This is a genomic window from Arsenicicoccus cauae (assembly GCF_009707125.1).
GTDB lineage: Bacteria > Actinomycetota > Actinomycetes > Actinomycetales > Dermatophilaceae > Arsenicicoccus > Arsenicicoccus cauae.
This window is the reverse complement of sequence record NZ_WLVL01000057.1, coordinates 49,785-62,149: the sequence shown is the minus strand read 5'-3', so window position 1 is coordinate 62,149 and position 12,365 is coordinate 49,785. Positions and strand designations below refer to the sequence as shown.

The window sequence follows — 12,365 nt, the reverse complement described above, 5'->3', positions numbered from 1 at the left end:
TCCTCACCGGCACCGACACCGCGATTGCGAGGACTGGTGACGGGGCAGTGGAGTTCTGGCCTTAGCGGACTTGGCCGGCGGCTGCGGGACCGATCCGCGGCTGTCGCACGAGTTCCCACGTCAGGCGCAGGGCGCCGACCGCGGTGAGAGCCGTCAGTACTGACCATGCGGGCATGGTCAGTGCTGGCGGGATGATGAGCAGGGATGCGGCCGCCACGAGGAGGCGGTCCGGCACGAGCTGATGGTGATCGCGCCATCGGTAGGCGACATCGGCGGCGTAGAACAGGCCCACCCCGCCACTGAGGGCGATGGCCGGCAGCAGCGGTAACGGGTCGGACACGTGCTCGAGCGCCGCGCTGGCGCCGAAGCCGAAGAAGCCGACCCCGGCGACCAGGGGAAGGTGTAGGTAGCTGTAGGCGTCGCGGGCCAGTCGGGCGCGTTCGGGCCCGTCGGCGTCTTTGAGGCGCCGCTCGGCGCCGGCGGTCAGACCGAAGTAGGTCCACCACAACGAGGCGGCGATCAGGACTCCGAGGACGGCGGCGGCGAGCACGACCGGTTGCTGCAGGTGCGCGCTGGCCCCGGTGCCCAGCCCGACGACGGCTTCACCGAGCACGATGATGATGATGTTGCCGTGGCGCTCGACGAAGTAGGAGGGCACCACCCGGAAAACCTCGACCCCGGCCACCAGGGGTCCGCCGAAGTCGATGATGGCTGCACCGATCCAGAGCAGCTCTCGGTAGGGGGATGAGAAAGCGGCGGCGACCGCGATCAGGACTGGTCCGATGATCAGGCTCGGGGCCAGCCGCAGTAGGCCTGCACGGAGGTGTTCGTCGTCGTCGGAGGCGGACACGACGAACATGACCAGGTGGATGACGCGGATGGCGAGCAGGGCAAGCCCGAACACGAGGGCTCCGGTGCTGAACGCGGTCGGGAGTGCGCTTGCGGCCAGCAGCATCGCAGCCATGGCGGCGATGACCAGGCAGCGAGATACCACCCGAGTCGTGGTGACGGTGTTGGTGAGCCAGGTGTAGCAGGCCCAGGCCCACCACACCGCCAGCAGGCCGAGCACACCATGACCGAAACCGCGCCACGAAACGTCGTCCCGCAGCAGCTCGGTCAGCTGCGACATGGCGTACACGAACACCAGGTCGAAGAACAGCTCTAGGTTGCCCACCGACCCGCTACCGCTGTCCCGCGCGTCGGCCTCGCTGCCCGGCTCAGAGTCCTCTGACACCCGCGAAATCATCCCCCTTCAAGCCCGGAAATTCCACACCCGAACCGATGGTGCTGCCGTGGTGGACCACGTGAAGGCGTGCACAGGTTCAGGGAGAGGTGACAGGCAGGGCCTGCTGGCTCGGCCTGATCTCATGCCCCGGCACACGACACCGGGGGAGTCCTGCTCTTCGCGCTGACCGGACTGCCCGGACTGACCGGGCTGCGCGCTTGGGCAGGGTCACAGCATGTCTAGTGGTCGCGGTGCGCTCGGCGGCGGAAACGCACGGTCCAGAGGATCCAAGTCTTCGCGGGTCAGCTCCACGTCCAGGGCTGTGCGTTGTCGCGCTCCTCTGAGGGCCGGCGCGTCCCCGACAGGTGCTGGCTTACTGCGCGGGTCATCGGTCGAGTTGGAAGACGGCCCGGACGCAGCCGTCCTGCTTGTTCTTGAACATCTCGTAGCCGTGGGGTCCTTGGTCCAGCGGCATGATGTGGGTGGCGAGATGCTCGGTGGAGAGCTCACCGTCGGCGATGTGCTGCAGGATCTGGGGGATGTAGCGATGGCCGTGCTGCTGGGCCCCGCGCACGGTCATCCCCTTGTTCATCATCGCGCCGAGCGGGAACTTGTCGACGAACCCGCCGAAGACTCCGAGGATGAAGAGGCTGCCGCCCTTGCGGCAGGCGTAGATCGCCTCCCGTAGGGCGGTGGGCCGGTCGGATTGGAGCCGCAACTGCTGCTTGACCTGGTCGTATAGGTAAGCCGGGCCGGTTCCGTGCGCTTCCATCCCTACTGCCTCGATGACGACGTCCGGGCCGCGGCCGCCGGTGCGTTCCTTCAGTTCGGCCACGATGCTGTCCTCGGTGTAGTCCAAGGTGTCCGCACCGATGTGTTGCCGGACTTGGGCGAGGCGTTCGGGGAGCCGGTCGATGACGATGACCTGCTCGGCGCCCATCAGCATCGCGCCGCGGGCGGCCATCTGTCCGACCCCGCCGGCGCCCCACACCGCGACCGTGTCGCCCGGGGTGATGCCGGCGCCGTCGGCGCCGGTCCAGCCGGTCGGGGAGGCGTCGGAGGCGAACAGGGCCGCCAGGTCCGACACCCCGTCCGGTACGGCGAACGCGCCCTGGTCGGCATAGGGGACCCGTACGTACTCGGCGTGGCTGCCGGCGAAACCGCCCAGCATGTGGCTGTAGGCGAAGCAGCCGCCGATGGCGCTGCCCCACATCCCCTCGCTCAGGCCCGGGTTGGGGTTTCCGTTGTCGCACAGTGAGTACATCTTCTGGGAGCAGTACCAGCACTTCCCGCAGGCGATGAACGAGCAGACGGTGACGCGGTCGCCGACCTTGTGGTTGCGGACACCCTTGCCGACCTCAACGACCTCGCCCATGAACTCGTGGCCGAGCACATCACCGGCGCGCATCGACGGGATGTACCCGCCGAGCAGGTGCAGGTCTGAGCCGCAGGTGGTGCTGAGTCGCACCTTGAGGATGATGTCGTGGTCGTTGAGGATCTTCGGGTCCTCGACGGTCTCCACCGACGTCTTGTTGACGCCGGTCCAGCACAGCGCCTTCACAGCACTCCCTCCCCGCCGGCGCGCCGGGTGACGACCTCGATGAGCTTGCCGGTCGGGGTCGACGAACGGTGGCCGTGCGGGGTGGGATCCACCCGCAGCACCTCCCCGACCTCGACCAGCTGCTTGGACTGACGCAACGCCGATCGGACCTGCTGGCGCGGATCGTGGCCGCTGACCCGGGCGCGCGCTGCCCGCGGGCCGGTCGGCTCGGGCACCCGCAACCGGGCGGCAAGCTCGGTGCCCTTTCCGCCAGGGGCCGGCCGGACCTGGACCTCGACGAGGTCACCCAACCCCGCCAACGGACCGGGCACCTGCCCGTTCGGCATGACCTCCTCCTGGCTGCGGTTGAGCGTGACGCTGTGCCACCGCCCCGTGGACTCCTCGCCGGCGGATTCGCGCGACGATCGAGCAGCGCGGCGGGCGACGACCCCGCCGGCGGCTGCGCCGGCCAGGACGACAATGATCATTGCTCGTCTCATGTGCACCTACCTCTAGGAGGGTGGCGGGTGCCGAGGTGCCGGGTGTCGAGCCGGCAGTCAGCCCCGCCAACGGTATGCGGGACCCGTTGTTGCGGCAACGTCGCGGCATCGCCGTGGCGACGGCGAGCAACCCCACCCGGGCCGCGCGGGGGCTTCCACGAACCAGCGGCCTGCGGCTGTCAGCGTCTAGACCTCCACCGCGCAGCCCGCCGTCGTGCCCGGCGGGTTCGAGTGCGTGGCCCAGCCGAAGTTGTTCGGCCACACGATCACCAGAGCGGCGAGACGAGGCTCGTCGCACGGCACGGGACGGCATAGTGTGGTCCCGATACACCCCCGCCCCTCCGGAAGGTACTGAGCAATGACCTACGTGATCGCCCAGCCGTGCGTCGACCTCAAGGACAAGGCCTGCATCGAGGAGTGCCCTGTCGACTGCATCTACGAGGGTGAGCGCTCGCTCTACATCCACCCGGACGAGTGCGTGGACTGCGGCGCCTGCGAGCCCGTCTGCCCCGTCGAGGCCATCTACTACGAGGACGACGTCCCCGAGCAGTGGACCGACTACTACAAGGCCAACGTGGAGTTCTTCGACGACCTCGGCAGCCCCGGCGGCGCCGCCAAGATGGGCCTGATCAAGAAGGACCACCCGATCATCGCCGCCCTGCCCCCGCAGGCCCAGGACGCCTGACGCGTGGTGCTGCCGAGCCGCTTCGCGCTGCCCGACTTCCCCTGGGACGCGCTGGAGCCCGCCAAGGCCCGCGCCGCCGAGCACCCCGACGGCATCGTCGACCTGTCCGTCGGCACCCCTGTCGACCCGACCCCGGAGCTGGTGCGGCGGGCGCTGACCGACGCCTCGGACGCCCACGGCTACCCGCAGACCCACGGCACCCCGGCGCTGCGCGAGGCGGTGGCCGGGTGGTTCGAGCGGCGCCGTGGCGTCCCCGGCCTCGACCCGGCCGGGGTGCTGCCGACGGTGGGCTCCAAGGAGCTCGTGGCCTGGTTGCCCCTCCTGCTCGGCCTCGGGCCGGGCGACCAGGTCGCCATCCCCTCCGTGGCCTACCCCACCTACGACGTCGGCGCGCGGCTCGCCCGCGCCGAGCCGGTGGTCGTCGACCTGGCGGGCGACCTGCCGCAGGCAGGTGGCATACGGCTGCTCTGGGTCAACTCGCCCAGCAACCCGACCGGCGCCGTCCACGACGTCGACACCCTCGCCCGCGTCGTGCGGTGGGCGCGCGAGCGCGGGGTGGTCGTGGCGAGCGACGAGTGCTACGCCGAGCTGGTCTGGGACGAGGACGCGCTCGTCGACGGGCTGCCGCGGCCGGGGCACGTCCCGAGCATCCTGGACCCGCGCGTCAGCGGCGGGTCGACCGAGGGGCTGCTGGCGTGCTACTCGCTGTCCAAGCAGTCCAACCTTGCGGGCTACCGCGCGGCCCTGGTGGCCGGTGACCCGCGCATCGTCAGGCGGCTGCTGGAGATCCGCAAGCACGCCGGGATGATCGTGCCCTGGCCGGTGCAGGAGGCCATGCGGGTCGCCCTCGGCGACGACGCCCACGTGGCCGAGCAGCGGGCCCGGTATGCCGAGCGGCGCGCCGCCCTGCTGCCGGCCCTGCAGGGCGCCGGCCTGCAGGTCGACCACTCCGAGGCGGGGCTGTACCTCTGGTCGACCCGCGACGAGGACTGCTGGAGCACCGTCGACGCCTTGGCGCAGGACGGGATCCTGGTCGCACCCGGCGCCTTCTACGGCGCCGCGGGCGCGCGGCACGTCCGCATCGCCCTCACCGCCTCGGACGAGCGGATCGAGGCAGCGGTCAGGCGTCTCAGCCGCTGAGCGGGCCGTCACCTGCCGCCTGGTCGGGCCAATCCTGATTCGGGACGTTCGCCCCACCTGCGGTAGCGTCCAAGCACCGAAGGACCGTGGTGTCCACGGCCCCCCAAGGAGGAAACCCATGACCAGTGATGCCGACAAGGCCGTCCTGACCGACGGCGGCAAGAGCATCGACCTGCCCATCACGCAGGCCACCGAGGGCAACAGCGGGTACGGCATCGGCAAGCTGCTGTCCGCGACCGGCAACACGACGCTCGACCCCGGCTTCACCAACACCGCGAGCTGCACCTCGGCCATCACCTACATCGACGGTGACGCGGGGATCCTGCGCTACCGCGGCTACCCGATCGAGCAGCTGGCCGAGAAGTCCAGCTTCCTCGAGGTCGCGTACCTCGTGATCTACGGCGAGCTGCCGACGGGCGAGCAGCTGGAGAGCTTCGAGCGCGGCATCACCCGCCACTCGCTGCTCGACGAGCGGATGCGTGACCTGTTCCGCTGCTTCCCCCGTCGCTCCCACCCCATGCCGGTGCTGTCGGCCGGCGTGATGGCCCTGTCGACCTTCGCCGTCGACACCGTCGACCCGCTGGACCCCGAGCAGGTCGAGGGCGCCACCGTGCGCCTTCTGGCCAAGCTGCCGACGCTTGCGGCCTACGCCTACAAGAACTCCGTCGGCCAGCCCTTCCTCTACCCCAAGAACTCCCTGGGGTACGTCGAGAACTTCCTGCGCCTGTCCTTCGGCTATCCCACCGAGACCTTCGAGGTCGACCCGGCGGTCGCCAAGGCGCTCGACGTCCTGCTGATCCTGCACGCGGACCACGAGCAGAACTGCTCGACGTCCACGGTGCGTCTGGTGGGGTCGGCCCAGACCAACATCTACTCCTCCATCGCGGCGGGCATCAACGCGCTGTCGGGCCCGCTGCACGGCGGCGCCAACCAGGCCGTCCTGGAGATGCTCGGCACGATCCGCGACAAGGACGGCGGCGACGTCCAGCGCTTCGTCAAGGACGTCAAGGCCAAGAAGGACGGCGTCAAGCTCATGGGCTTCGGCCACCGGGTCTACAAGAACTACGACCCGCGCGCCGCCATCATCAAGAAGCACGCCGACGAGATCCTCAAGTCCTCCGGCCGTCAGAACGAGCTGCTCGACATCGCGCTCGCCCTGGAGGAGGTCGCCCTCACGGACGACTACTTCAAGGAGCGCAAGCTCTACCCCAACGTGGACTTCTACACGGGCCTGATCTACGAGGCCATGGGCTTCCCGGTCAACTACTTCACCGTGCTGTTCGCGCTCGGGCGGCTGCCGGGGTGGATCGCCCAGTGGCGCGAGATGATCACCGACCCGGCCACCAAGATCGGGCGCCCACGCCAGGTCTACGTCGGCGAGACCGAGCGCACCTACCCGGGCTACGTGGCGCCGCAGGCCTGAGCCTTCGACTCCACCCTCCGCAGGGCCATCCGTCTGCACGGCGGGTGGCTCTGCGGCGTTGCGCCCCCTCCTCGCCCCTCCCTTCGTCCATGGGTCACCACGGGACGGGTCCCGGCATGGTCGATCGATGCCCCATGTCGGTCGGTGACCGACGGCGCGGGGCTGGTGGGCTGGGGGCGGCCGCCGCACCAGGTCAGCGGATCGTGACGGCCGTCGCGGGGACCGGGGAGCGGGCGGCCCGCCAGGACCAACCCTGCTCGCCACGCACTCGCGTCCACTCCCGGTCGCCGACGGTGACGGTCGACAACCCGTGGCGCTGCGCGTGGGACACCGCCCAGTGCCCGACCATCCACGCCTGCTGCGCGGACGACGCGGTGACCTCGACCTGGTCGCCGCTCACGACACCCCTGACGCCGAGCTGCTTCTCGAGGTCCCTGGCGACGACGACCGGCCCGGCGCGGTGGTCCCCCGCCTCGAGCGGGTCCAGCCGGCACCCGAGGCCGCCGGGCGTGTGCCCGGCCAGCGTCGAGGCCAGCGCGCGCCCCTCACCCTCGTGGTCGGCGTAGGCCTCGGGGTAGCCGGACCTCTGGACGCGCTGGGCGATCTTGGTGATCTCCATGGTCTGCCAGCCGTCGACCTTGACGAGAGCGTCGTAGAACCTGTTGGTGGCGTAGACGGGGTCCATGATCTGCTCGACCGTGCCCCAACCCTGCGAGGGCCGCTGCTGGAACAGACCGACGGAGTCCCGGTCGCCGTAGTCGATGTTCTCGAGCTTCGACTCCTGGATCGCCGTGGCCAGCGCGATCGTGGCCGCCCGCGCCGGCAGCCCGCGCCGCGCGCCGATGCCGGCGATCGTGGCGGCGTTGGCCGTCTGGTCCGGGTTGAAGGTCGCGGTGTAGGTCGAGGCGGCGGCGCGGCACGTGGAGGAGCCGAAGCCCTCGTTGAAGTCCCGCACGGTGTGCCACACGTAGCCCAGCCCCGCCAGCAGTAGCGCCACGACCACCGCCAGGATGACGAGCCGCTGGGTGCGGCGGCGCTCGGTCCTAGTCGTTGGCATGCAGCTCGGAGTTGAGCGCGATGCCGTGGCCGTCGCGGGCCTTGGCGAGGACCGCGCCCGTGACGGAGTCGCGGATGAAGAGCAGGTTGGACTGCCCCGACAGCTCGGCGGCCTTGACGACCCGGCCGTCGGCGAGCGTGACCTTGGTGCCGGCGGTGACGTAGAGCCCCGCCTCGACGACGCAGTCGTCGCCGAGGGCGATGCCGATGCCGGACTCCGCGCCGAGCAGGCAGCGCTCGCCGATCGAGACGCGCTGGGTCCCGCCGCCCGACAGCGTGCCCATCGTGGACGCGCCGCCCCCGATGTCGGAGCCGTCGCCGACGACGACCCCCTGCGAGATACGGCCCTCGACCATGGAGGAGCCGAGGGTGCCGGCGTTGAAGTTGACGAAGCCCTCGTGCATCACGGTGGTCCCGGAGGCGAGATGGGCACCGAGCCGCACCCGGTCGGCGTCGGCGACGCGCACACCGGTGGGCAGGACGTAGTCCGTCATACGGGGGAACTTGTCCACGCCGTGGACCTGGACCGGGCCCCGGGCGCGCAGCGCGAGTCGGACGTTCTCGAATCCCTCGGGGGAGCACGGGCCGTGGTTGGTCCACACGACGTTGGCGAGCGCGCCGAAGAGCCCGTCGAGGTTGATCGAGTTGGGCTGCACGAGCCGGTGGGACAGCAGGTGCAGGCGCAGGTACGCGTCCCGGGCGTCCGCGGGCGGGGCGTCCAGGTCGATCTCGGTCAGGACGGCCTCGGTGGTGACGCCACGCGCCGCGTCCTCGCCCGCGAGGCCGACGAGCGCGGCCGGCAGGTCGGAGCCGTCGTGGTCACCGAGGGCGGGAGAGGGGTACCACGTGTCGAGCACCGTGCCGGAGGTCGTGATGGTCGCGAGTCCGTGGCCCCAGGCCGTGCGAGAAGTCATGCCTTCCAGGCTATCGGTCCGTGCTGGGGGCTCGGTGGACCGACGCTCGGGCGCACCTGGGAGAGGCACGGGCCGCGGGCGGGGCTCGGCATACATTGTCCGTATGACGACCCCAGCGCACCTCGACCTGACGGCCTCGCCGGTGGACCTCGCCGAGGCCGTCTGCAACATCCCCTCGGTGAGCCACGAGGAGGAGGCGCTGGCCGACGCGGTCGAGGCGGCGCTGCGCCGCCTCGACCACCTGGTGGTCAGCCGCGACGGGCACACGGTCGTCGCGCGCACCGAGCTGGGCCGCCGCGAGCGGGTCGTGCTGGCGGGGCACCTGGACACGGTCCCGCTGGCGGGGCAGGGCACGGCGTCGTCGCTGCCGATCACGCGCACGGACACCGAGCTCGTGGGGCGCGGCACCACGGACATGAAGGGCGGGGTCGCCGTCATGCTGGCGCTGGCGGCGGCCGTGCCGGAGCCGACGCGGGACCTCACCTACGTCTTCTACGACTGCGAGGAGGTCGAGGCGGAGCACAACGGCCTGGCCCGCCTCGTCCGCCACGACCCGAGCGTCCTGGAGGCGGACTTCGCGGTGCTGCTGGAGCCCACCGACGGCACGGTGGAGGGGGGCTGCAAGGGGACCCTGCGCGTCGAGGTGACCGCGCGCGGCGAGGCGGCCCACAGCGGACGGCCATGGTTGGGGCACAACGCGATCCACGAGGCGGGCACGATCATCGACCGGCTGCGGGCGTTCGACGCGCAGACGGTCGTCGTGGACGGGCTGGAGTTCCGCGAGGGGCTGTCGGCGGTCGGCATCCGGGGCGGGCGCGCGGGCAACGTCGTCCCGGACGAGTGCGTGGTGACGGTCAACTACCGGTTCGCGCCGCACATCGACGCCGCCGAGGCCGAGCGGCGGATGCGGGCGCTCTTCGAGGGCTACGAGGTCGTGGTGACCGACGCGGCCGACGGGGCGCGACCCGGCCTGGACCGCGCGGCGGCGCAGGCCTTCGTCGAGGCGCTCGGGCTGCCGGTGCAGGCCAAGCAGGGCTGGACCGACGTCGCGCGGTTCAGCGCGGTCGGGGTGCCCGCGGTCAACTTCGGGCCGGGCGACCCGCTCGTCGCCCACCAGGACGAGGAGTGCTGCGCCATCGCGCAGGTCGAGCAGGCCTACGAGCGGCTGCACGCCTGGCTGACCTCGTCGCGCGGGTAGGTTGGCCGCATGAAGGACGCTCGAGGGGACTACCACAAGGGCCCGGTGACGCTGCGCGGCAAGCGCGTCCCCGGCTCCACGACCGACCAGCGGCTGCTCGACAACAGCGGCGACGCCGAGTGGGTCCACTCGGACCCGTGGCGGGTGATGCGCATCCAGGCGGAGTTCGTCGAGGGGTTCGGCGCGCTGGCCGAGCTGGGCGACGCCGTCAGCGTGTTCGGGTCGGCCCGCGTGCCGCGCGAGCACCCGACGTACGAGCTGGGCGTGCAGCTCGGGCGCGGCCTGGTCGAGGCGGGGTTCGCGGTGATCACCGGCGGCGGGCCGGGGCTGATGGAGGCGGCCAACCGCGGGGCGCTCGAGGCGGGCGGCGCGTCGGTCGGACTGGGCATCGAGCTGCCCTTCGAGCAGGGCCTCAACGAGTACGTCGACCTCGGCGTCAACTTCCGCTACTTCTTCGCCCGCAAGACCATGTTCGTCAAGTACGCCCAGGGCTTCGTCGTCCTTCCCGGCGGGTTCGGCACGCTGGACGAGCTCTTCGAGGCGGTGACCCTGGTCCAGACCCGCAAGGTCACGTCCTTCCCGATCGTGCTGCTCGGCTGCGACTACTGGGCCGGGCTGCTCGACTGGGTCCGCGGCTCGATGCTCCCGGCGGGCACGATCGGCGCCGCCGACCTCGAGCTGCTGCACGTCGTCGACACGGTGGACGAGGCCGTGCGGCTCGTCCGCGGCTCGGGGGAGGACCAGGCGGCCCGTCGCCCCGAGTGACCGGACCGCGCCGCGACCGGGCCCGATGGCGGCCTCGGCCTCCGCGGTCGGCTCGGCTCCGCGGTCGGCTCGGCCCTGCGCGGTCGGCTCGGCTCGCCGGGACCGGCTCGCCCCCGGGCGCCGGGGATGGCTTCCCCCGGGTGCCCGTGGCACGATCGGGGGCGTGCCGTTGCTGACGATCGTCCTGACCGTGCTCGTGGTGGGCCTGCTGACCGCGGCGCTCGTGTGGGCCGTCGGCGCCCGCCCCGGGTCGCTGTCCGACCAGGCGCTCGCGGACCCGACCTCGGGCTCGCCGTATGCCGGTCTGCCCGACGGGCCCGTGGCCACCGACACGGTGCGGGGCCTGCGCTTCGACCAGGTGCTGCGGGGCTACCGCATGGACCAGGTCGACGCGGTGCTGGACCGGCTCGTCGACGAGCTCCGCGCGCGCGACCACGAGATCGACCGGCTGCGGGCCGAGCCCGCGTGGCGTGGTGACGGCCGGGGCGCCCCCGTGGACCCTGCGACGCACCCCGACGTCACCGCCGGCCCGCTCGCCGTGTCCGAGATCGTGCGTCCGACGGCGGGCGCCAGCCTGTGGACCCGTCGTGACCCGGACGCCGGCACCCGTCCCGCCCGCGAGCCCGACCGGCCGTCGTGACGGCGGGCGCCACGGTCGGCACCCGGACGCTCGTCCCCGGGGCACGGGGAGGCACCGGGCGCTGGGGGACGGCCCGGCTGCTGGTCGTGGCGCTGCTGACCTATGCCGCCACCCGGGTCGTCTCGGGGGTGCTGATCGCCCGGGCCGCCCGGTCCCAGGTGCCCATCGGGTGGACCGGCGACCCGGTCGACTACTGGGGGATGACCCTCATGTGGGACGGCACGTGGTACCGCCGCATCGCCGAGAACGGCTACCCCGTGCCGATCCCCGTCGACGCCGCCGGCGTGACCCAGCAGAACGAGTGGGCGTTCTACCCGCTCTTCCCCGGCCTGGCCCGGGGACTCATGGCGGTCACCGGTCTCGAGTTCCGGTATGCCGGCGCGGTCCTCGCCACCATCCTCGGCGCCGCCGCAGCGGTGCTGCTCGTGGTGCTGCTACGCCGGCACGTGTCCGACGGGGTGGCCGTCCTGGCGATGGCGGTGTGGGCCACCTACCTCGCGAGCCCCGTCCTGCAGATCGCCTACACCGAGTCGCTGGCGATGCTCCTGCTCGTGGCCTTCCTGCTGCTCCTGGAGCAGGAGCGCTGGTGGGGCGCCGTCGCGGTGGCGCTGCTCATCGGCCTGTCCCGCCCCATCGCCGTCCCGCTCGGCCTGGTCGCCCTGGTCGCGGTCGTCCTGCGCTGGCGGCGTCGTGCGCAGCGTCCGGTCGGACGGGGGGAGTGGGTGGGGATGCTCGCCACGCCGGTCGGGTGCGGGATCGCGGGCTTCGTCTGGCCGGCCGTCGTGTGGTGGGTGACGGGGCAGCGGGACGGCTACACCGACACCATGGCCGCCTGGCGCGCGGGTCACGAGATCACCCCCTTCGTGCCGTGGTGGACCAACGCGCAGTACTTCTTCCACGACCGGGCCCTCGTCGTCCTCGTGGTCTACACGCTCGCCCTGCTCCTGCTGGCCCTCGGGCCCTGGGCCCGCCCCCTCGGGTGGGTGATGCGGACGTGGATGCTGGCCTACCCGCTCTACCTCTTCGCGGTCCAGGACCCGGGGACGAGCCTCTATCGCTACCTGCTCCTGCTGTTTCCCGCAGCCGTCCTGGGGGTGGGGGCAACCCTGCGGGTGACCGTGAGCACCGTGGTGCGGGCCGCTGCCCTCGTGGGTCTGGGCGTGGCGCTGCAGGTGTGGTGGACCCAGGAGATCCTGGTCCTGCACCTGCCGGCGTCCTGGCCCCCGTGACGCCCTCCCCTCCCGCGACTGGTCAGTCATGGCGCGCCCCCTCCCCCCGA

At 71.8% G+C, this 12,365-nt stretch carries 12 protein-coding genes; 7 read left to right on the top strand and 5 right to left on the bottom strand.

The window, feature by feature from the left end; all coding sequences use genetic code 11:
• Nucleotides 1-61: 61 nt before the first annotated feature.
• The 3 genes from GGG17_RS15750 to GGG17_RS15740 all read right to left on the bottom strand — a co-directional run bounded on the left by GGG17_RS15750 (nucleotide 62) and on the right by GGG17_RS15740 (nucleotide 3,253).
• Nucleotides 62-1,234, bottom strand: a complete 1,173-nt coding sequence (locus GGG17_RS15750; RefSeq protein WP_311966750.1) for a low temperature requirement protein A — start codon at nucleotides 1,232-1,234, stop codon at nucleotides 62-64.
• Between the two features lie 376 nt (nucleotides 1,235-1,610).
• Nucleotides 1,611-2,786 carry a zinc-dependent alcohol dehydrogenase gene (locus GGG17_RS15745; protein ID WP_311966749.1) on the bottom strand — a complete coding sequence of 392 codons (1,176 nt, stop codon included), beginning with the start codon at nucleotides 2,784-2,786 and terminating at the stop codon, nucleotides 1,611-1,613.
• Nucleotides 2,783-3,253: a hypothetical protein gene (locus GGG17_RS15740; protein WP_154594640.1), complete on the bottom strand. Its 471-nt coding sequence runs from the start codon at nucleotides 3,251-3,253 to the stop codon at nucleotides 2,783-2,785. Before GGG17_RS15740 ends, GGG17_RS15745 begins: the two co-directional genes overlap by 4 nt.
• Nucleotides 3,254-3,623: 370 nt before the next feature.
• Here GGG17_RS15740 and fdxA point away from each other — a divergent pair, with 370 nt between their 5' ends.
• The 3 genes from fdxA to GGG17_RS15725 all read left to right on the top strand — a co-directional run bounded on the left by fdxA (nucleotide 3,624) and on the right by GGG17_RS15725 (nucleotide 6,513).
• On the top strand, nucleotides 3,624-3,950 hold the full coding sequence (gene fdxA / locus GGG17_RS15735) for a ferredoxin (protein WP_154594639.1): 327 nt from the start codon (nucleotides 3,624-3,626) through the stop codon (nucleotides 3,948-3,950).
• Nucleotides 3,951-3,959: 9 nt separating this feature from the next.
• Complete coding sequence (dapC, locus tag GGG17_RS15730) at nucleotides 3,960-5,090, top strand: succinyldiaminopimelate transaminase (protein WP_154594662.1); 1,131 nt, start codon at nucleotides 3,960-3,962, stop codon at nucleotides 5,088-5,090.
• Nucleotides 5,091-5,208: 118 nt separating this feature from the next.
• Nucleotides 5,209-6,513 (top strand): citrate synthase, encoded by a 1,305-nt coding sequence (locus GGG17_RS15725; RefSeq protein ID WP_154594638.1) that lies wholly within the window; start codon nucleotides 5,209-5,211, stop codon nucleotides 6,511-6,513.
• A 193-nt stretch (nucleotides 6,514-6,706) separates the two neighbouring features.
• On the opposite strand, the gene GGG17_RS15720 is transcribed toward GGG17_RS15725, so the two are convergent.
• Together GGG17_RS15720 and dapD are read right to left on the bottom strand one after the other, a co-directional pair.
• Nucleotides 6,707-7,570: a hypothetical protein gene (locus GGG17_RS15720; RefSeq protein ID WP_154594637.1), complete on the bottom strand. Its 864-nt coding sequence runs from the start codon at nucleotides 7,568-7,570 to the stop codon at nucleotides 6,707-6,709.
• Entirely contained in the window at nucleotides 7,557-8,483 is a 927-nt protein-coding gene (dapD, locus tag GGG17_RS15715; RefSeq protein ID WP_154594636.1) for a 2,3,4,5-tetrahydropyridine-2,6-dicarboxylate N-succinyltransferase, read from the bottom strand. Before dapD ends, GGG17_RS15720 begins: the two co-directional genes overlap by 14 nt.
• A gap of 103 nt (nucleotides 8,484-8,586) precedes the next feature.
• On the opposite strand from dapD, the gene dapE reads away from it, so the two are divergent.
• The 4 genes from dapE (at nucleotide 8,587) to GGG17_RS15695 (ending at nucleotide 12,315) form a co-directional block, all read left to right on the top strand.
• Nucleotides 8,587-9,681 carry a succinyl-diaminopimelate desuccinylase gene (gene dapE, locus GGG17_RS15710; RefSeq protein WP_154594635.1) on the top strand — a complete coding sequence of 365 codons (1,095 nt, stop codon included), beginning with the start codon at nucleotides 8,587-8,589 and terminating at the stop codon, nucleotides 9,679-9,681.
• A 9-nt stretch (nucleotides 9,682-9,690) separates the two neighbouring features.
• Entirely contained in the window at nucleotides 9,691-10,446 is a 756-nt protein-coding gene (locus GGG17_RS15705; RefSeq protein ID WP_154594634.1) for an LOG family protein, read from the top strand.
• A gap of 163 nt (nucleotides 10,447-10,609) precedes the next feature.
• The gene (locus tag GGG17_RS15700) at nucleotides 10,610-11,086 is read left to right on the top strand and encodes a DivIVA domain-containing protein (protein ID WP_311966748.1); all 477 of its coding nucleotides are present in this window, start codon (nucleotides 10,610-10,612) and stop codon (nucleotides 11,084-11,086) included.
• A complete protein-coding gene (locus tag GGG17_RS15695; RefSeq protein WP_311966747.1) occupies nucleotides 11,083-12,315 on the top strand; it encodes a hypothetical protein in 1,233 nt (410 codons plus the stop codon). Before GGG17_RS15700 ends, GGG17_RS15695 begins: the two co-directional genes overlap by 4 nt.
• The last annotated feature ends 50 nt before the right edge of the window (nucleotides 12,316-12,365 follow it).